This is a genomic window from Streptomyces sp. HUAS 31 (genome assembly GCF_028198125.1).
Taxonomy (GTDB): domain Bacteria; phylum Actinomycetota; class Actinomycetes; order Streptomycetales; family Streptomycetaceae; genus Streptomyces; species Streptomyces chartreusis.
In genome coordinates this window covers 1-18,457 of sequence record NZ_CP116354.1, presented here as the reverse complement: position 1 = coordinate 18,457, position 18,457 = coordinate 1, and the positions used below count along the sequence as shown (strand labels likewise).

Sequence of the window (18,457 nt, the reverse complement as noted above, 5' to 3'; positions counted from 1 at the left end):
ATATGTATGCTCCGCTGATAAGGGGGAGCTTCAGTCCCTTCAGACCCTTGCCGGAGCCTCGAAACGTCCCTCACCTGCGGTTTTACCGTCAGGGACGGAAAGGGTGCGAGTCCCTCGCCGTTCGGCCTTCGTCCCTCGGTCCCTCACGTACGACCCCTCAGCCGGACGACGACCCCGGCCCGGCACCCCGTCCCCACCCCGCAGGCTTCGCGCTTGACCCGGGTATGGGCGGAGGCCGACAGCGGACCGTTTGCGCATTCGAAAGGAATGGCGAATCTCGGATGGTCGGTTAAGCATCCTTTTTGGGAAACCGCTCCCGTCCGCCGGCGTAGGGGGCCGAAGGTTCGTGCAGGCGAAGTCGAGTGAGGCGTGCAATCGCTCACCGGATGTGAGCATTTCCTCGGGATGGGGCAATCCCAGCCGCTCATGACCCGGTAGCGTTCTGGCAGTCGGCAGCTTTCCGCCCCGCCCCGTCCCTGCCCTGCCGCCCCGTGGGATTCACCGGCGAGGGCGTGGTCCCCCTCGCCGGCCGGGCGAGCACGAGGTACATGGCGGTCACGATGAAGGCACCGCCGACGAGTGTGCGTGCCCCAGGAGGCGACCCGATGAGGAAACTGAACAGGGAGACGAACAGCGGCTCACAGGCCATGACGACCGCCGTGGCAGCGGCCGGGACGCGGGCCTGCGCCCAGGTCTGTACCCCGTACATGAACAGGGTGGCCATGACGGTGAGATAGGCGAGCCACGCCCACGCGGACCAGGTGTCCGGCAGGTTCAGGCCCGAGCCCAGCAGGCCCACCGAGGCGATCAGTCCTGCGGTGAGCAACTGCACCGCCGTCATCCCGTAGACCGCGCTGCGCTCCGCGAACTGGGAGAGCAGCACCATCTGGACGGCGTAGCCGAGGGCCCCGGCCAGGGTCAGCCAGCTGCCGATGCCGACACTCACACCGTTGTAGGAGATGACCGCGAGGCCTGCTGTCGCCACCACCACGGCGGCCCACACGGCCGGCGTCACCCGCACCCGGAACGCCGCCCACGCCACCAGTGGGGTGAGAACGACGAACAGCGAGGCCAAAAACCCCGACTGGGCTGCTTGCAGGTAGCGCTGTCCCTCGGTCTGGAGCAGGGTGGCCGACCCGAGGCAGAGACCGGGCAGTGCCCCCGCCAGGGCTGTGCGGCGGCCGATGGACAGCACCGCACGGGGACGTATCAGGACCAGCAGCGCCCCCGCCGCGAGAAACCGTACGGCCACCATGCTGCCGGCCCCCATCTCGGGCAGCAGCCACACCACGACGATGTACGACCAACCCCACACCGCGCTCGCGCAGGCGAGGGCGACGAGGGCGACGCGGTACTCCCGGCGTCCGGCGAGCAGGGCCTGCGCCCGGGTGGGGGTCATGAGAGTCCTCCAGGAGGCAGGGTGGCTGATACTGACTGTTGAGTCAGTCAACCTATGGCTCTGATCTGCCTTCAGGCAATGGTCAGTAGCGAACTGGTCCTGCGTGGCATGGTGGCTGATTGAGCGACATATTGAGCCGTGAATCAGTATGGCCATGCGGTCCCGGTGAGGGCGTGCCCGCACGACCGGAAGGAAGCCGACATGACACGGCGGGCGCAGGAGGTCGTGGGGCGGGGCCTTCGTCACCGAGACCATCGGCCTGGACGGCGTGGGGGGACGTCTTCGCCCGGATGAAGGGCAGCGACGTGCTGAGTCCGGTGGCCGTGCTGTGAGCGGCGGCCGAGTCGAACGGCGTGCCAACTCTTGGGAGTCCACGCTCGACGGCGGCATCCGGCGGGTGGGGAACGACCTCTGAGATCGTCGGGGGACGACACGCGGCGATCGCCTGCCGCTGTGGAGAACGGCTCCCGTGGCGAGCGACCGCCGTCACCCCACCGGGGACTGTGCTGTGGTGCGCACCGGCCGCAGGTCCCCGACGACGATCGGCTCGGAGGCGCCGCACCTTCGGGAGCGGATCCGGCGGGGCACCGGCCGCCCGCGGAATCACCCGCCCAGGGCCAGGCCGGCCATCCCGCTAGGCGCCCCTCAAGCCGTCAGCGCGCCGCGGGAGGCCCTGTCAACGCCGCGGGCCCAGCAACTCCGCGTCGATGCCGAGCTCGTCGGCGGTGCGCTCGCGCATCCACGTCATGGCCTCGTCCCGCTTCAGCGCGCCCCGCCGGGCCACCATCTGAACGGCCACTCCGTCGAGGAACAGCGTGATGCGCCACGCCGCCGCCCGGGCGTCCTCGCAGTGGAAGTCGCCGCTCGCCATGCCCTCCTCGATCAGCGAGATGAAGATCTTCTTCCAGTCGCCGTCCAGTTCCTGCATGACGGCCGTCAGGCCCTTGTCCCGTAGACCTGCGGAGTAGCCGTCGATCCACAGCCGCCAGCCCGGCACCGCATTGGCGGCGGGACTGTAGAGCCGCAGCAGGGCCTTGAGGCGGGTGACGACCGGTGCCGGGCGCGAGAGGACCGCTCGGGCCGCGTCCAGCTCGTTGCGAGCGGCGTGCGCGAACGTCGCCTCGACCAGCTGCTCCTTGGTCTCGAAGTGGTAGTAGATCAAGCCGCTGCTCACGCCGAGGGCGCCTGCCACATCCGTGATGCGGGTCGCCGCGATACCGCGCTGCTTGATCTGCTCCACCGTCGCGTCGAGGATCTCCTCGCGCCGCAGGACAACTTTTTTCCGGACCACGCCGGTCACCATATCGCTCATCTGAAGTGAGCCTTTCGCTGAGGCCGGATGATTGACCCATCAGTCAGCAAGGTGCATCCCCTTCCGGCCGGATCCTTGCGCGATCGCGGAGGGCACCTGTCGGCGCTCGGGTGCCCGGCCTTGCTCCGCGTCAGAGAGCTGTACTGGGAGAATAGCCCTGGGGATGGTGACTGTGGCGGGTCCTGCACGCGATTCGTGGTGTCGTCACTGATTGATATGTCAGTCAGGCAACAGGAGGAAGGCAAGCTGCGGAAGTCTTGACGTGCCCGGGGCCTCTCTCTACTGTCGCCGTGTCCGCAAGAAGCTCTCAGTCGAGCGTAGTTGCCCCGGGTCGTGCGACCGGGGCCCACCCGACAGGAGAGCGATCGTGAGGGAACCCGCCTTCACCGCCGTGCGTCGCTCACCGGCGGTCACCCCGTCGTCAGCCACCCACCTGCCGTCCGTCGCCGGCGAGCCGACCGCTCACCGGCCGAGGCCCTTCGCCTCCCGCACCTCCGTACCCGCCGCGTTCGAGCCGCTGATCCCGCGCACCGGGCTCGCGCCGCGGCCCCGGCCCCCGCACCTCACTGCGGCCGGCCGCCTCGACAAGTACATGACCATCCAGGGTGAGGACGACGGTCGCCGGCCGGCCACCGCCTCGCTCCCGACCCCCGGCCAGGTGCCGGCGTGAGCGGCGGCACGCGCCGTGAGGCGCCGCGACGGAGCCAGGAGAGGACCAGCGTATGGATGAAAACGACGTTGCCGCAGCCGTCGGCGGCGACCGATGCGCGGGACGACGGCACGGCCGCCACATGCCCCGCCACCGTCTGCGATCCATCACGCCCGGCGATGTTCCAGGAGGGCCACCGACCGTCACCCGTCCGCTGTACGACGGGAGCCGCGGTGGTTCGCGGCGACGGGACCTCCGTCGCCCTGCGGCACCCCGGACGACCGGTTCCGGTTCGGTGGCCCCGGCCTCGCTCCGAACCGCCGTCCGCCGTACGGGCGCGGGGGAGTGGCTCGCTTCCGTTTCCAGGTTCCCCGCCCCGGCGCGACGACCCGCCTGGCGCCCCCGCGCCGGGCAACGGCACAGTCACGGCTCTGCCTGCCCGCAGACGGGCCCGGAGCGCGGCCACAGCTACGGCTCCGCCGCAAGGGATCCGGCCCGCGGCTCCGGCCACGGCTGCAACCCCGCAGCGCTGAGCCCGGCCCGCCAGGGCCCCCGGTACCGCCCGGGGACGGATCGCCGATGAGCGGCCTCACCGTCGCACCACCCGGCGCGGCCAAGTCCGCCGCCCCCGCCGCCGTACCCGCACCGGCCGGGCGCCGACTGTGGCTCACCGGCGTCCTGCTGCTGTCGGCCCTGGCCCTGCTGGCCCTGCTCGCGCCGCTCACCGGCTCGCCCTACCGCATCCACACCGCCTCCCTGACCGCCCAGGGACTGCCCGGCGGACCGGGGACCGCCGGGCACCTGCTCGGTACGGACGCCATCGGCCGGGACATGCTCGCCCGGGCCGCCTACGGACTGCGCTCCACGCTGATCATCGCCGCCCTCGCCAACCTCGCCTCCGTGGGCCTCGGCACGGTCGTCGGCCTGGTCGCCGGGTTCTACCGCGGCTGGGTCGACCAGGTGCTGATGCGTGTCGTCGACGTCTTCCTGTCGGTGCCCACCGTCCTGTCGGGCCTCGCTCTCGCCAGCATCGTGGGACGCGGCCGCACCGGCGCCATCGTCGTCATCACCGCCCTGTACTGGGCTTGGACGGCCCGCCTCGTGCACGGAGAGGTGACCAGGCTGCGCTCGCGCGGCTACGTCGAAGCCGCCCTCGCCCACGGAGTCCCGCCGCGGACCGTGCTGCGCCGGCACATCCTGCCCCACCTGTCCACGATCCTGCTGAACATCGCCGCCCTCAACGGCGCCTCCGTCGTGGTCGTCGGCGCCGGCCTGTCCTTCCTCGGAGCGGGCATCCAGCCGCCGACGCCCGAACTCGGCAACCTCCTCGCCGACGGCTCCAACAGCATGATGTACGCCCCGCACACCCTGGTCGTCCCGCTCGTCCTCGTCATCGCGACGGTCCTGGCCTTCGTGCTGATCGCCGAAGGACTCAACCGCCGCAACCCTCTCTCGAAGAGACACTCATGGCTCGACGCATAGGCATCCGTATCCTCCTGGGCCTGCTCACCATCCTCGCGGTGCTGCTGCTGACCTTCGTGCTCCAGTACGTCCTGCCCGGCGACCCGGCGCGCAGCATCGCCGGCCCCAAGGCCGGCGCCGAGGTCCTGGCGCAGATCCGGGAGCAACTGCACCTGAACGACCCGCTGCTGAGCCAGTTGGGCCACTACCTGGCCGGAGCGGCCACCGGCGACCTCGGCACCTCCTACGCCAAGGACGCCCCCGTCCTGTCCCTGATCCTCGACCGCATCCCCGCCACCGCGCTGCTGGCCGCCGCCGCGCTCGTCATCGAACTCACCCTCGGCACGCTGTGGGGCACATGGGAGGCGCTGCGGCCCAAGCGCAGCTGGCTGCTGGCCACCTTCCACGTCGGCCTGCTGTCCGTACCGGCGTTCTCCCTCGGCTTCGCGCTCCTGCTGCTGTTCGCCTACGAGATCCCGCTGTTCCCCATCGACGGCGGCACCGGCGCAGCGAAGATCGTGCTGCCGGCCATCACCCTGGGCGTTCTGGGCGCCCCCTTCTACGCCAACGTCGTACGCGACAGCATGCGCGACGCCCTCGCCTCGCCGTACGTGCGCACCGCCGTCTCCAAGGGCCTGCGCCGCCGCCGGATCCTGCTGCGGCACGTCACCCGCAACACCGCCTCGCCGGTGGTGACCATGCTCGGCATGGACGTCGCGGTCTTCTTCTCCAGCGTCGTCTTCGTCGAGAAGATCTTCGCCTGGCCGGGTGTCGGCCTCCTCCAGACCGAGGCGTTCGCCAACCTGGACCGCCCGCTGCTCACCGGCACGGTCGTGGTGGTCGCCGTCATCGTCGTCCTGGGGAACCTCGCCGCCGACATCGCCCGCATGTTCATCGACCCGCGCATCAGGACGGAGGCGCTGTGACCGCACTGGATTCCGCCCCGGTCGCGCTGGGCGACGACGTCCGTATCGACGGGCTCACCGTCGCCTACGGCACCACCACCGCCCTGCGCGACGCCCACCTGGACATCCCCGCCGGCACCACCACGGCGCTGGTCGGCGAGTCCGGTTCGGGCAAGTCCACCCTCGCCCTCGCCGCCGGCCGGCTGCTCCCGCCGGACGCGCGGATCACCGCCGGCTCCGTGCGGGTGGGGGACACCGACCTCGTCGCGCTGAGCGGCCGCCCACTGCGCGAGGCCCGGGGGAGCGTGGCGGCCTACCTCGCCCAGGACGCGTCCGTCGCCCTCAACCCCGTGGTGCGCGTGGGCACCCAGATCGCCGAGGTGCACCGGGTACGGCACGGCGCCGGCCGCCGCGAGGCCGCCGCACTGGCCGCGCAGAACCTTGCCGACGTCGGCATCCCCGACCCCGCGCGCGTCGCGCGCTGCTACCCGCACGAACTGTCGGGCGGTATGCGCCAGCGGGCCGTCATCGCCATCGCACTGGCCTTCCGGCCCCGGCTGCTCATCGCCGATGAGCCCACCACCGCCCTGGACGTCACCGTCCAGGCGGACATCCTCGCCCTGGTGGGCCGGCTGCAGCGCAGTTGCGGCCTGACCGTCCTGTGGATCACCCACGACATGTCCGTGGTCGCCGAGATCGCCGACCATGTCGCCGTGATGTACGGCGGCCGGATCGTCGAACAGGGCGATGCGCTCTCCCTGTTCGAGACACCCCGCCACCCCTACACCCAGGCCCTGCTGCGCTGCTTCCAGGAGGGGCGCACCGCCCGGCCCAAGCAGATCCTCACCACCATCACCGGCTCACCGCCGACCGGAGGAATCCCCGAGGGCTGCCCCTTCCACCCCCGCTGCCCGCGCGCCGACGACAACCGCTGCCGCACCGTCCTGCCCGAACCCCGCCTGTTCGACGGGGACCGGCAAGCGGCCTGCCACCATCTGGAGCTGCCCTCATGACCACCGGGGAACAACAGCCGCCGCTGCTCGGCGTGCGTGGCGTCAGCAAGAGGTTCGGATCCTTCACCGCCCTCGACGACGTCAGCCTCGACCTGCGCCCCGGCACCACGGCAAGCCTCGTAGGGGAGTCGGGCTCGGGCAAATCCACCCTCGCCCGGGTGATCATGGGCCTGGAGTCCGTCGACACCGGCCAAGTCCTCTACCGCGGCGCTCCGGTACGGCGCCGCCGGGCCCGGCGGGAGTTCCGCCGCAGCGTCGGCATGGTCTTCCAGGACCCCTACGAGTCCATCGACCCGCGCTTCACCCTCGGCGAAGTGGTGGCCGAACCGCTGCGCGCCCACGGCATGTACGGCAAGGACGGCAAGCAGCGGGTACGCGAACTGCTGGACTCGGTCGGCATGGGCTCGGTCGACCCCGACTCCTACCCGCACAAACTGTCCGGCGGCCAGCGCCAGCGCGTCTGCATCGCACGCGCCCTGGCCACCGGCCCCGACCTGCTGGTCTGCGACGAGCCGACCTCCGCGCTGGACGTGTCGGTGCAGGCGCAGATCCTCAACCTCCTGCTCCGGCTCCAACAGGAGCACGGGCTGGCGTACTTGTTCATCACCCACGACCTCGACGTGGTCAGGCGCATCAGCGACGAGGTCCATGTCCTGTACCACGGCTCGGTCGTGGAGCATGGCCCCGCCCGCGCCGTCATCGACGACGCCCAGCACCCCTACACCCGCAAGCTGCTGGGCGCCGTGCTGTCGGACTCCCCACGCACCCGCCGCATCGGCCGCCCGCCGGCCCGCCGCGAGGCCGCCGCGGCGGAGGAAGCGGCCGGCTGACACCTGCGGCCCGGCCGCCCGCCTTCCCAGGACCAGCCGCCGGCGATCGACGCCGGACGCGGCCCCCGACGCCGAGCCGTGCGCTCTCGGGGACTGTGGCGGTGCTCCATCCCTCGGGCTCAGTCGCTCCCTCGGGCGGAGCCCTTCGGGGGCAATCCGGCTCCATGACTGACCAGCGCATCACGCACCGAGTCGAAGGGGGCGGGACTGCGCAGGGCACGGGAGGTGACCATCGCGCCTTCGATGCCCGCCACGACCGCGCCGGCCAGCGAACGTGCGGCGGCCGGCTCGACGCCGAAGGCCACGAAGTGGAAAGCCAGTCGGTCAGTCATCTCCGAGAAGGCACGCCGCCCTGTCTCGCTGAGCTCTTCCGACTCCAGCCCCGCCCCCTCGGTCACCAGCGGCGCGATACCGCATCCGCGCGCATAGCCGCTGGCCGTCATGCCATCGCGTCCCAGGTCGAAGTAGAGCTCGATCAGCGCCGTCACGGAACCAGCCTCCTGAGCGGCACGGTCGATGATCTCGACCTGCTCGTGTGCGTGGGCTTCGGCCGCCTCCATCACCAGCTGGGTCTTGCCGCCGGGGAAGTGGAAGTACACCGACCCGCGCGGCGCTTCGCTGCGCTTGAGCACAAGGGAGAAGGCGGTCGCGTGATAGCCGCGCTCCCGGATGAGCTGCCTGGCCGCCTGCACCATTTTCCCCCTGGCGTCGGATCGCCGTCCCACCGCGCCACTCCCTCCATTATGTATGATGACCTACATAGTAGAGAGGTTCTGCCGACGGAACCAACAGGCCAAGCGCCCGACCCGAACCGGTCTCGGAGAGGAGTTCCTACATGCCTTTCGTCGACATCTCACTCGCGCGCGGGAAAACGCCCGAGTACCTCCAGGCCGTCTCCCGGGCGGTCCGCGACGCGCTGGTCGCCGAGCTGGACATGAAGCCCGACGACGACTTCCAGCTCATCCATCAGCACGAGCCGGGCGAGATGGTCTTCCACCGCACCTTCCGCGGCGGCCCCCGCACCGGTGACTGGATCGTCATCCGCATCACTGACGGGCTCGAGCACGGCACGCGGGCCAAACGCCGCTTCTACCAGACCCTGGCCCGCCTGCTCCACGAGAACCCCGGGGTCCGGCCCGAGGATGTCTTCGTGATGATGTCGTTCACGAGCCCGGAGAACTTCTCCTTCGACGGCGGCATCATCGGGACGGATGTCGCCGCAGCCGAGGCGCTGGATGCCGCCGGCAAGGCCCCGGAAGTCCGCGCGGCCTACACCACGGCCGAGCTGACCTACGCCCTCACCGAACTGTTCCTGCATCGCAACCGCAGCCTCATCCGCCCGATGCTCCAGGACGACATGGTCCTGAAACTGCCTGCCTCATTGCCCTACGGCGGCGAGTTCACAGGGGTCCAGCCCTTTGAGGACCTGTTCGTCGGCACGCCCGGCGGCGGCGCCGTGTGGGAGTCCTTCACCGTGCACGTCGACCAGGTCATCGAGGCTGACGGGCACCTTCTCGTCCAGCTCACCAACACCGCAGTCCCCAAGTCGACCGGCACGCCCAAGGTCATTGAGAACCTGTGGCTGTTCGAGGTCGTCGGTGGACGTATCGCCGGCGCACAGCTCTATGCCGATACCGCCGCCGCAACAGGCCCTGCAGACTGACGGGAATCGCCGGCACGGCCGAGATGCAGGTTCGCGCGATGGCCGTCGGACCGAGCCACCCCGCACCGTCCGTCCGACGTGGCGAACCCCCGCTCGGCGTGCAGCCGACGGTCCCGTTCTTGCCGCGGGCGCCGGTGGACGACCTGTACGCGAGCGCTGCTGCCTCGCATCGCCGGCCTGTACCTCCCCGCGGAGGAAGAAGCCGAGCTGGGCGGAGACCTGTACGCGGCCGCACGCACGGCCCACCACAGCACCCGGCTCCTCATCGGCGATGTACGCGGCAATGGCCTGGCCGCGATCAGCAACGCGGCGCTGCTGCTCGGTGCTTTCCGCGCAGCTGCCCATCGGCAGGCCACCCTCCCCCGCCTCGCGGTACACCTGGACGGAGCCTTCCGCTGGGACACCAGCCAGTGGCGCTCAGAGCCCGCGGAGGACACCAGCGAGGACTTCGGCACCGCCCTCCTGCTCGACATCCCCGACCATGATCCGGTCGTCCACCTCATCGCCTGCGGCCACCCACCGCCGCTCCTCCTTCGTGGGAACAGGGTCACACCACTCACCGCGGAGGCGAGTCACCTTCCGATCGGCTTCGGTGGGGTCTTCGGTATCGCCACCTACGACGTCCAGACCTTCCCCTTCGACGTTGACGACCTGCTGCTCCTCTACACCGACGGCGTCATCGAGGCGCGTGATGCCGATGGCGTCTTCTACCCGTTCACCGAGAGGGCGGCAAAGTGGACCACGTACGAGCCCGGCGAAGTGTTGCGCCGTCGGCGATGACCGGCCTTGGCGCACGTGGTGCCGAGGCAGCCTGGGCCCCCTTGAATCCTGGAGGAGGGCTTGTCGGCCCGCCCCAGTGCCGCTTCTCAGACCCGTTTCACCGACATGTCCCAGCTGGTGGCCCTCCAATGAGTGCCGTCACCAGGCATCTTGGTGAACTCCTGCTTCTCGCCCTTCGGGCACGCCTTGGGCGAGTAGTCCCAGTCGGACTTGCCGTTCGGACCCTTCCAGTGGATGACGAACTGCACGCAGTAGCCGTCTGCCTTGAGGTCCTTGACCCAGCCCTCGACCTTGCTGGTGTTGGTGCAGCCCTCTGCGGAGCCCCATGACTCGTTCGCTGTCCAGGGGCAGCTGATGACCTTCGCGTCTGAGCCGTCCCTCGTCGCCGCGTCAGCGGACACCGCGATTCCGGCCCAGAGCGCCGCGGCAGCCGCGCTCCCGGCAACCACCTTGCGTGTGATCGACATCAAGTTCCTTCCCCTGTATCGGACAGGACGCGCCCCGTGGGGCGTTCAAGGTCCACAGTGGCGGGGGCGACCAGCGGGCGGTACCTCGAAAGTTCGAGGGTTCACCCGGGACCTGTCGCCTGGCCGGCTTTGGCGGCCCGGTGGGGAAAGCCCTGGCGCAGAGGGGCGCGACTGCCCGATTGCCGAAGTTCCTAGCGCACAACGGGCCTCGGCGCGCCGATTTCCCGACGGCAACGGGCGTTTTCCCGGGGCGACTTCCTGGGCCCTTGGCACAGCTCTAGGCTCATGATGCGGGTTCCGCGGGGGAACCTGGCCGTCCGTGAACCGGGGGCGCCGTGGATGTGCCGACGCTGTTCCTGCTGGGTGCGGTGGGAGGTGTGCTGCGCGGAGTCGTCGATCTCTACGTCCAGTTCGCGAACTGGCGTTCGGCTCGTGGTGCCCATCAGCGCGAGCAGCATCCGGAGCACGTGAGACCCCGCCTGACGCAGTACTTCGACCCGGCAGTCGACCTGGCCGCGGCCGGCGTGCACAGCGTGATGGGCGCCGGGATGGCGGTCCTGTTCGGCACCACGGGCCAGATCAGCGGCCCGTACGCGGCCATCGTTGTTGGAGCGTCTGCCCCCGTGCTCCTGACCCAGCTGGCCCGCATCCAGTCGGTGAGCCAGGCGCTGGGTGGAGGGCCGGCCGCTGCGGGCACGGCCGACCCATCGGCCGGAGAGGGCGCCGGCCCGGCCGAGCCCTCGGTGGCCGTGGGGGCCGGCCCGGTCGATCCCGCTCAGCATTCCGTCCCACCCGTGGTGCAGCCTGTGCTCCCCGCGCAGGGGGCCGCAGCGCTCGACGGCCCACAGGTGGCCGCCACTTCTGCGGCCGCCGCGCTCCAGCCGGATGGCGAAGCGGGACCGTCGCAGCTGCGGTCCGCCGCCTTCCAGCCGGACGCGGTGCAGCCCCAGCCGAACGGGCGGCCTGGCAATCCGGGACATGGTCATGGCGGGCGGGGGACCTCACCACTGAGGAGTGAGAGGGCCGCTGGTGAGGAGGGGAGGCCATGAGCACACGTCCCTCCGCCAGCCGCCGCATCGCCGCGGCAATACTCGGCGTGGAACGCCCCGGCCGCCAACCACGAGACGTCACCGCGCCACGCGACCTGCCCTACGGCCGTCGCCTGCTGGCCGCCATCCTCGGCGTGCGGCCGGGGGCGCGAGCGGTCGGGGCCCCATCCGAGACCCAGGCGCCGGCCGATGAGGCAGGAGAGAGGCCGGCCGCGTCGCAGCCTGACCCGTCGACCGGGACACGATCAGAGACCACGCCCCCGAGAACCGAGCCCCCCTTGCAAGCGGAGACACCCAAGCACCCGGCAGCACAAGTGACTCCTTCCCCCACGGGAGCAGTCGCGCCGGACCCGTCGCCGCACCCGCCGGTGCAGCGCGAGGAGTCCTGGGACGACACCGGCCTCCAAGGGCCGCCGTCAGCCCCGCCCTTGCGCACGCCGCGCCGGGTATACGCAGGGACTGGGATGCGCGGCACCCCCCAGCATCTGCTGGCAGAGGACCGTCCCGAGTACGAGCGGCTCCTCGACGAGGCGCTGCGCTCTGCTCCACACCGCCCGGAATTGGCCGCTGTCGGCCGACGACTCAACACTGAGCAGCTGCGCACTATGGCGCTGAACGCCACCGCGCTCATCACCGCTGCCGCGGCGACGGAGTACCAGGACTACGTTGCTGCCCGAGAGGAGTTGCGCGACCCCGTCATGCAGCCGCAGGCGTCCGCGCACGGCGTGGCGGTGGCGGCCGCCGGAACTGTACGAGTCCCAGAGCCGCCGGGTGCGGGTGCGGGTGCTGCCGCTGTCGTGGCGGTCCTGTCGCCTGTGCTGGCAGGCACTGCTGCGACGATTTTCCTTGGCGTGGGTTACCTCCTGGAGCTCGTCGGCCGGGCCTCTTCCTTCAGCGGAGGTCTCATCACCACAGGATGGATCTTCGGCGCCGTCACTGCGGCAGCGATCCTGGTCGCTGCCGCGGGGCTTGTGCTCAATGCCGTGCGTAACGGGACGGGGAACGAGGCCGAGACGCCCGGCGAGTTGAGCACCGAGGTGAGCCGGGCCAGGGATGCCTGGCACGCAGCCCTGCTGGAACGCGGCATCATCCCCTTCCTGCGGGATTCGCTCGCCGACTCCAACACGACGCCGACCCCGCACAGAGCCGCATCCCCGCGTGGCCGCATGCCGTACCTCGGACACAGCCGCCCAGGCTTCAGCAGTTCCGAGGACGATGCCGAGCCGCAGGCGCGCCCACGCTTCACCGGACCGGACTTCACCAGTCCCGATTACGGAGGTCCCGAGCACGATCCGGAGTAGCTCGGGCCTGTACCGCAGAACTGCCATAGCGCTTCCGGGTGTGTGCCCAAGCGCGGCCACAGACAATCAAGACCGCAACCACAAACTGACAGTCGAGGCACGACCGGCGCGCCGTTTTCCACTCGCCCTGTGGTGGGCCAGTGACGGCCCCCACCGTGCTCCGCGATCGGCGCGGGCGCGCGTCGAGACGACGACTCGCGCCGGCACGTTCTCCGCCCCTGGCAGTCTTGAAGGGCAGGGCACCGCGGCAACCATCTGACCTGCTCGACCGTCCTTCGGATATGCCGTTTCCGAGCCCATTCCCGAGACTCTTCCCGACCTTCTTGCCGCCTCCCGCCCCGCCCGACTGGCCGGACTGCGGCCGCATCACCGCGGAGGACCCGGACGGCTGTCGCGGTGTCCATCTCCCGGGCCACAGTGCATGCCTCGCCCACGTGGCCGACTCCGATCGCGACGCCTACCTGTCCGGCCTCACCCCGGGCGCGCGGATCGACCACCGCGGCACTCCCTTCACGCATTCCCTTCTCGATGCCCTCCTCGAAGCCCTCCGGGATCCCGCCACCGGGCACCCCCGTCTCGGCTCCGCCAGGTTCGAGTGGGCGACCTTCCACGACGACGCCCGCTTCGAGTCGACCACCTTCGAGGGCAATGCCAGGTTCGAGGCCGTGACCTTCCACCGCGGCGCCTGGTTTCGGTCGGCGAGGTTCCGACTCGTTACAGGATTCCATTCGGCGAGCTTCCACGGCGGGGCCTCGTTCGAGGCGGCCGCCTTTGAGCGTGACGTCTGGTTCTCGGGGGCGACGTTCCACCGTGATGCCGGATTCGGGTCGGCAACCTTCCTGCACAGTGCCGGGTACGGATCGGCAATCTTCCACGGCTATGCCTGGTTCAGCTCGGCGACGTTCCATGGTGTGGCGGGGTTCGATTCGGCGACCTTCCACGGCGATGCCTGGCTCACGGAAGCGACATTCCAGCGCGTAGCCTCCTTCGAGGCGGCCACCTTCCACCGGGCTACCCGGTTCGACTCGGCGTCCTTCCAGCGCGATGTCTCGTTCGACTCGGCAGTATTCACCCACACGATCACCCTTGGTCCATTTGTCTGCGCAGCGCAAGTGCAGTTGTCCCAGGCCGAGTTCAGGGCACCTGCAACCCTCTTGCTCGCCGCGCACCGTCTCGACGCCCAGCGGACCCGCTGGTTGTCAACTGCCGAGTTGCGTCTTCGCTACACCGAGGTGGATCTTTCTCACGCGGTGTTCGAGTACCCCCTCACCCTTGCCGCGGAGCTTGTCCCCTTCACGCTCCCCACGGGGCGGCGGATGCAGGAAGAGCATCTGGCCGCCACCCCAGATTGTGGGGTGCGATTGGCCACGCTGCGGGGCGTGGATGCGGCGCATCTCGTGCTCGCCGACGTCGACCTGTCGCGGTGCCTGTTCACGGGGACCGTTCACCTGGACCAGCTGCGACTGGAGGGCAACTGCGACTTCGCCACCGTCCCGCCTGCCGTGCACTGGCAGAGCTGGCGCCCCATCCGGTTCACGCAACGCCGCACCCTTGCCGAAGAACACCACTGGCGCGCCAGCCAGGCAGGCGCAGCTCCAGGATGGAACGCAGCAGTGGCCGGTGCCGGTCCCGTCAGCCCTCTGCACCTGGCGCCGGTGTACCGCGCGCTGCGCAAAGCGTTCGAGGACGGCAAGCACGAGCCCGGGGCCGCCGACTTCTACTACGGCGAGATGGAGATGCGCCGCCACGCCGGTGACGCCCCCCGGAGCGAGCGAAGCCTTCTGACCGCCTACTGGGCACTGTCCGGCTACGGCATGCGCGCCTCCCGGGCACTGGCCTGGCTCGGCGCCACCATGCTCGTCACCATCGTGCTGCTAATGGGCCTAGGGCTCCCGCAGGCAACGCCGAAGCAGGAGGCGGTCGGCACCGTCCCCGCCGGCGGAGGCAAAGTCACCTTCAAAATCGACAAGGAGGACCCGCAGAACCCCACCGGCAACCGGTTCACCGGCGACCGCTTCGAAAGAGCCTTGAACGTCACGCTCAACTCGGTGGTATTCCGCTCTTCGGGGCAGGACTTGACCACCGCCGGCACCTACATCGAAATGACTTCCCGGCTGGCCGAACCCGTCCTCCTGGGCTTGGCAGTCCTCGCCGTCCGTAGCCGCGTCAAACGCTAGGAATGCCCACCTGGAACTCGTGCGTTCGCCTTCCTGCATCGCGCGGCGACTGCCAGGGGATCGGTCTCCCGACGATGTCCGAACCGTGCACGTGGCAAAGCTCTCAGCTCTCACCAGGACATGGCCGTCGCGGCGTCGCCTCCTTCCTCGGGGCGGCTGCTCGGTGCCGTCGGCCAGTCCCTCGCGAAGTCCTCTGGGTCGGCTTTCACGTCCAGCTGTCCCCCAGATACGCCCCGGAGCGTTCGCAAGGACTCGTCGACCTCTGGCAGTGCGCGCTCTGCCAACTGTGCGGCCAGGTCGGCCATCGCCTGTCGACGCCCCACCAGCGCATAGTCGACGGCTGTCCCATGGCCGCCCTTGATCGCTTTGATGGCTGCCTCGGCCTCAGCCTTCGCAGCATAGGCCTGAGTAATCTCCATCTCGGACTTGGCGTTGGCCGCCTTGATTCTGCCGGGGAGTGTCCACAGCTGCTCGACATTGGTGAGCGCCAGGCTGAACACCTCGAGAGCTGCACTAACTAGTGGCAGTGCTGCAGCCAAAATCACGGTCAGCGATCCGCTCTGAAACTGCTCGATACGCGGACGCTCGACCGTCGCCGCAGCCTGGAACTGCGCGACGAGCTCGCTCCGTGCCTCGACCTCTTCCTCGCCCGGGACCTGGGCAAGGAGGGCCAGCGCGGCGCATTTCACGTAGAGGTCATCCAGCTCCCTCAGGAACAAGGCAGCCTGCCGCAGATCACCAGTCGCCTCGGGTGCTGTCAGCTCGACCCGATGAACGCCGTCCTTGATCAGTTGCACGGGAATCACCAGTCCCTTTCGTAAGGAACGTAGCTACCCACCCTGCTGGGCGCTGTCCGGGCTGAGCTGTACGGGTCCGTGGAACGGGCCAACCCTCAGTCACATGCAGCAGAGGGTCAGATGGCCGCAAGATCCGCAATGCGGCGACCCCAGCCCTCCGCAAATGCCGACTACGGCCACGATGCGCCGTCAACACCGCCACCTCAAAACCATGCAACCAGGTTAAAGAATCGGGTTAAATGCAGAGGCAATCGCTGGTAGCGTTCGGGGTGGAGGTAGACGTATGCCATCGGAGGAAGAGCTGTTCGCCAGCGTGGACGCGCTGCTGGAGGAGGAGCCGCAGCTCCCGCCGCCAGCGGAGCGCGCCCGGTTGCGTGAGGCCGCAGGGATCACCCAAGCCCGGCTCGCGGTCGCGCTCAAGACATCGACGCAGACGGTGAAGAACTACGAGAACGGGCGCTCCGAGCCCAAGCCGCCGCGACTGGAGGCGTATCAGCGGCTGCTGAAGGGCTGGGCGGCAAAGTACCCCGCGCATGGCGCCCCCGCGCCCGCCCTCACGCCTGCCTCCGCACCGCAGCCGGACGTGCCGCAGACAACCACCGCACCCTCCGCACCCGAGGTCGATGAACCGGAGACGGACGCACAGGCCCCGGCCGCTCAGGAGCGTCCCGTCCGTCCCGTCGGGCGCCCTGCGGCGTCGCGGCGACCGGCTGCGAAGGGAGCCGTGAAGGCTGCTGTGGATCCGCGGTTCCCGCACGGTCCGCTCGCGGTACTGGACGGTGACGGCTCGGCGTACGGCGTCGACGGGATCGTGCTGGACTGCCCGGCGGCCACGATCCCCCAGTTGGTGGAATGGACGCTGCGAGAGTCCGGTCTGGGCGCGGCGAAGCTGCACCGCCACGGCAAAGACTCCGATCCGCTGATTGTGCTTACCGCCGCTGCCGCCGTGAAACTCGGGCTTCCCGAGCGGCTGGAGGGTCACGAGCAGCGCCGCTCCCTGCGCCTGCCCGAGGACCATCCGGTCGTGAAGCAGGTGGCGAAGGCGAAGTGGCAGCTCACCCAGCGGGGCTTCGGCCCGTGGGCGCGGATCTACCGCAAGGCCCAGGGCCGCGAGCGGCAGTGCGTACAGCTCGCCGTCTTGTCCTGGGACGCCCTCGATGAGCGTGCCTGGCCCGGCGTCACCGCAATGGAGCCGGCCGACGTCGCCCGCGTCCTCGGCGTGTACGCGACCCGCGTCATCACCCCGCGCGGATCGACGGCCGTGTCCGGGCTGGAGCTGATGACGGCGATGCGCCCGCCCACCCGCGCCGTACGGGACGAGGCGACCGGAAACTGGGTGTCCGGCCACAACCCCGGCAGCCTCGGCACGGAGCCGATGGACCCAGCGCCGCCGGAGGCCACCCAGGAGCACCCCGTCGTCGTGGGCTCCGGTTGGAAGGGCGGCTTCCTGAACGAGGAGGCGTACCAGTGGGTCCGCGACGTCGACCTGCTCACCGCCGAGGAGTGCACACTGCCGTACGCGGTCGGCCTCGACCTCAACACCGCCTTCCTGGCCGCCGCGGCCCGCTTGGTCGTCGGCCTGTCCGCCCCGGACCACTTCCACGCGCCGACCTTCAACCCGAAGATCCCCGGCTCCTGGTTGGTCGACCTGTCCTGCATCGAGCTGGACCCACGCCTGCCCAGCCCGTTCACACCGGACGGCAGCCGGCCCACCGGCCCCGCCTGGTACCAGACACACACGGTCGCCTACGCCCAGGAGCTCGGCTTCAACGTCCAGCCGATCGAGGCGTACCTGCGACGCGAGACCGGCGCCTACCTGGACCCGTGGCACGACCGCCTGAAGAACGCCTACGTTGACACGCTCGCCGACCTCGGCGTCTCCAAAGACCTGTCCGATGCAGAATTCCTGGCGGCGATGGAGCAGCACAAGCAGACCGACCCGGCCCTCGCCGCCGTACTGTCGGCGATCAAGGCCACGGTGAAGGGCGGTGTGGGCAAGCTGCGCGAGCGCCCCCAGGGCCGCCACTACAAGGAAGGCGAGCGGTGGCCGGCCCTGGAGCGGCCGACCTGGCGTCCGGACATCCGCGCCGCCGTCATCAGCAAGGCCCGGGTCAACATGCACCGCAAGCTCAACAACATGGTGAAGATGACGGGCCTGTACCCGCTCGCGGTGCTCTCCGACTGCGTCGTCTACCCCAGCCCCGGCGACAACCCGCTGGCATTCCTGCCGTACGCGGCATCCGGCAAGCCGCAGCCCGGCGGTTTCCGCCTCGGACCCACGCCTGGCCTCGCGAAGCTGGAAGGCATCCAACCGATGGCCTGGGCGGTCGACCTGATGGAGCAGGGCCTCAACCCGGCCCGCCACATCAAGGGCGGCGACGCCGTCCTGGACGAAGGCGAGTAGGACCGTGGCCGCCGACATCACCGCGCCCTCGCTGGAGCCCGGCGCTGAACGGGAGCGGACGCTGCACTGCCTGGAGGCTCCGCGGTTCTCTCTGCGCGCCCGCCGGGCTTCGAAGCGATACGCACTGTGGCGGCACGACCTGCGCGATGCCTACGACACCTGGCTCCGGCTCGTTGAACCTGATGGCCAGGCCTCCACCCCCGAAGGGAGCTGAACCGTGGCGGGAGAGATCGAGGACGCCATCGAGCGC

Annotated in this window: 17 protein-coding genes; 12 read left to right on the top strand and 5 right to left on the bottom strand. The window is 70.0% G+C overall.

The features are described from left to right. Window positions 1–424: 424 nt before the first annotated feature. Both PGH47_RS42335 and PGH47_RS42330 read right to left on the bottom strand, forming a co-directional pair. Window positions 425–1,399, bottom strand: coding sequence for a DMT family transporter (locus PGH47_RS42335; protein ID WP_271668323.1), 975 nt, complete (start codon window positions 1,397–1,399; stop codon window positions 425–427). 676 nt (window positions 1,400–2,075) lie between these two features. Next, the gene (locus PGH47_RS42330) at window positions 2,076–2,711 is read right to left on the bottom strand and encodes a TetR/AcrR family transcriptional regulator (RefSeq protein ID WP_271668322.1); all 636 of its coding nucleotides are present in this window, start codon (window positions 2,709–2,711) and stop codon (window positions 2,076–2,078) included. Between the two features lie 367 nt (window positions 2,712–3,078). Between PGH47_RS42330 and PGH47_RS42325 the strand changes: the two genes are divergently transcribed. The 5 genes from PGH47_RS42325 to PGH47_RS42305 all read left to right on the top strand — a co-directional run bounded on the left by PGH47_RS42325 (window position 3,079) and on the right by PGH47_RS42305 (window position 7,569). Continuing rightward, on the top strand, window positions 3,079–3,381 hold the full coding sequence (locus tag PGH47_RS42325) for a hypothetical protein (protein ID WP_271668321.1): 303 nt from the start codon (window positions 3,079–3,081) through the stop codon (window positions 3,379–3,381). Between the two features lie 558 nt (window positions 3,382–3,939). After that, complete coding sequence (locus PGH47_RS42320) at window positions 3,940–4,842, top strand: ABC transporter permease (RefSeq protein ID WP_271668320.1); 903 nt, start codon at window positions 3,940–3,942, stop codon at window positions 4,840–4,842. Continuing rightward, a complete protein-coding gene (locus tag PGH47_RS42315) occupies window positions 4,827–5,747 on the top strand; it encodes an ABC transporter permease (protein WP_271668319.1) in 921 nt (306 codons plus the stop codon). The genes PGH47_RS42320 and PGH47_RS42315 overlap by 16 nt, the downstream gene beginning before the upstream one ends. Then, the gene (locus tag PGH47_RS42310; protein WP_271668318.1) at window positions 5,744–6,739 is read left to right on the top strand and encodes an ABC transporter ATP-binding protein; all 996 of its coding nucleotides are present in this window, start codon (window positions 5,744–5,746) and stop codon (window positions 6,737–6,739) included. The genes PGH47_RS42315 and PGH47_RS42310 overlap by 4 nt, the downstream gene beginning before the upstream one ends. Further along, window positions 6,736–7,569, top strand: a complete 834-nt coding sequence (locus PGH47_RS42305; protein ID WP_271668317.1) for an ABC transporter ATP-binding protein — start codon at window positions 6,736–6,738, stop codon at window positions 7,567–7,569. The genes PGH47_RS42310 and PGH47_RS42305 overlap by 4 nt, the downstream gene beginning before the upstream one ends. A gap of 119 nt (window positions 7,570–7,688) precedes the next feature. Here the strand turns inward: PGH47_RS42305 and PGH47_RS42300 are convergent, their stop codons facing one another. After that, window positions 7,689–8,264 (bottom strand): TetR/AcrR family transcriptional regulator, encoded by a 576-nt coding sequence (locus tag PGH47_RS42300; protein ID WP_271668316.1) that lies wholly within the window; start codon window positions 8,262–8,264, stop codon window positions 7,689–7,691. A gap of 140 nt (window positions 8,265–8,404) precedes the next feature. Between PGH47_RS42300 and PGH47_RS42295 the strand changes: the two genes are divergently transcribed. Beyond that, window positions 8,405–9,232, top strand: coding sequence for a tautomerase family protein (locus PGH47_RS42295; RefSeq protein ID WP_271668315.1), 828 nt, complete (start codon window positions 8,405–8,407; stop codon window positions 9,230–9,232). A gap of 78 nt (window positions 9,233–9,310) precedes the next feature. Further along, window positions 9,311–10,012 carry a PP2C family protein-serine/threonine phosphatase gene (locus PGH47_RS42290; protein ID WP_271668314.1) on the top strand — a complete coding sequence of 234 codons (702 nt, stop codon included), beginning with the start codon at window positions 9,311–9,313 and terminating at the stop codon, window positions 10,010–10,012. A gap of 86 nt (window positions 10,013–10,098) precedes the next feature. On the opposite strand, the gene PGH47_RS42285 is transcribed toward PGH47_RS42290, so the two are convergent. Further along, on the bottom strand, window positions 10,099–10,479 hold the full coding sequence (locus PGH47_RS42285) for a hypothetical protein (RefSeq protein ID WP_271668313.1): 381 nt from the start codon (window positions 10,477–10,479) through the stop codon (window positions 10,099–10,101). A gap of 335 nt (window positions 10,480–10,814) precedes the next feature. Between PGH47_RS42285 and PGH47_RS42280 the strand changes: the two genes are divergently transcribed. The 3 genes from PGH47_RS42280 to PGH47_RS42270 all read left to right on the top strand — a co-directional run bounded on the left by PGH47_RS42280 (window position 10,815) and on the right by PGH47_RS42270 (window position 15,006). Then, window positions 10,815–11,528: a hypothetical protein gene (locus tag PGH47_RS42280; RefSeq protein WP_271668312.1), complete on the top strand. Its 714-nt coding sequence runs from the start codon at window positions 10,815–10,817 to the stop codon at window positions 11,526–11,528. A 464-nt stretch (window positions 11,529–11,992) separates the two neighbouring features. Continuing rightward, window positions 11,993–12,829, top strand: a complete 837-nt coding sequence (locus tag PGH47_RS42275; protein WP_271668311.1) for a hypothetical protein — start codon at window positions 11,993–11,995, stop codon at window positions 12,827–12,829. 434 nt (window positions 12,830–13,263) lie between these two features. Then, complete coding sequence (locus PGH47_RS42270; RefSeq protein ID WP_271668310.1) at window positions 13,264–15,006, top strand: pentapeptide repeat-containing protein; 1,743 nt, start codon at window positions 13,264–13,266, stop codon at window positions 15,004–15,006. Between the two features lie 110 nt (window positions 15,007–15,116). Here PGH47_RS42270 and PGH47_RS42265 read toward each other — a convergent pair whose 3' ends face one another. Continuing rightward, window positions 15,117–15,803 (bottom strand): hypothetical protein, encoded by a 687-nt coding sequence (locus PGH47_RS42265; RefSeq protein ID WP_271668309.1) that lies wholly within the window; start codon window positions 15,801–15,803, stop codon window positions 15,117–15,119. Window positions 15,804–16,086: 283 nt separating this feature from the next. Between PGH47_RS42265 and tap the strand changes: the two genes are divergently transcribed. Then, the gene (gene tap / locus PGH47_RS42260; RefSeq protein ID WP_271668308.1) at window positions 16,087–18,207 is read left to right on the top strand and encodes a telomere-associated protein Tap; all 2,121 of its coding nucleotides are present in this window, start codon (window positions 16,087–16,089) and stop codon (window positions 18,205–18,207) included. Between the two features lie 4 nt (window positions 18,208–18,211). Then, window positions 18,212–18,421: a hypothetical protein gene (locus tag PGH47_RS42255; RefSeq protein ID WP_271668307.1), complete on the top strand. Its 210-nt coding sequence runs from the start codon at window positions 18,212–18,214 to the stop codon at window positions 18,419–18,421. Window positions 18,422–18,457: the final 36 nt, after the last annotated feature.

What these genes read in the sequence shown, in the direction of transcription:
- PGH47_RS42275 (WP_271668311.1), top strand. Translation starts at nt 11,993, where the DNA reads ATGCGCGGCACCCCCCAGCATCTGCTGGCAGAGGACCGTCCCGAGTAC.
- PGH47_RS42295 (WP_271668315.1), top strand. Translation starts at nt 8,405, where the DNA reads ATGCCTTTCGTCGACATCTCACTCGCGCGCGGGAAAACGCCCGAGTAC.
- PGH47_RS42300 (WP_271668316.1), bottom strand. Translation starts at nt 8,264, where the DNA reads ATGGTGCAGGCGGCCAGGCAGCTCATCCGGGAGCGCGGCTATCACGCG.
- PGH47_RS42320 (WP_271668320.1), top strand. Translation starts at nt 3,940, where the DNA reads ATGAGCGGCCTCACCGTCGCACCACCCGGCGCGGCCAAGTCCGCCGCC.
- PGH47_RS42335 (WP_271668323.1), bottom strand. Translation starts at nt 1,399, where the DNA reads ATGACCCCCACCCGGGCGCAGGCCCTGCTCGCCGGACGCCGGGAGTAC.
- PGH47_RS42315 (WP_271668319.1), top strand. Translation starts at nt 4,827, where the DNA reads ATGGCTCGACGCATAGGCATCCGTATCCTCCTGGGCCTGCTCACCATC.
- PGH47_RS42285 (WP_271668313.1), bottom strand. Translation starts at nt 10,479, where the DNA reads ATGTCGATCACACGCAAGGTGGTTGCCGGGAGCGCGGCTGCCGCGGCG.
- tap (WP_271668308.1), top strand. Translation starts at nt 16,087, where the DNA reads ATGCCATCGGAGGAAGAGCTGTTCGCCAGCGTGGACGCGCTGCTGGAG.
- PGH47_RS42330 (WP_271668322.1), bottom strand. Translation starts at nt 2,711, where the DNA reads ATGAGCGATATGGTGACCGGCGTGGTCCGGAAAAAAGTTGTCCTGCGG.
- PGH47_RS42305 (WP_271668317.1), top strand. Translation starts at nt 6,736, where the DNA reads ATGACCACCGGGGAACAACAGCCGCCGCTGCTCGGCGTGCGTGGCGTC.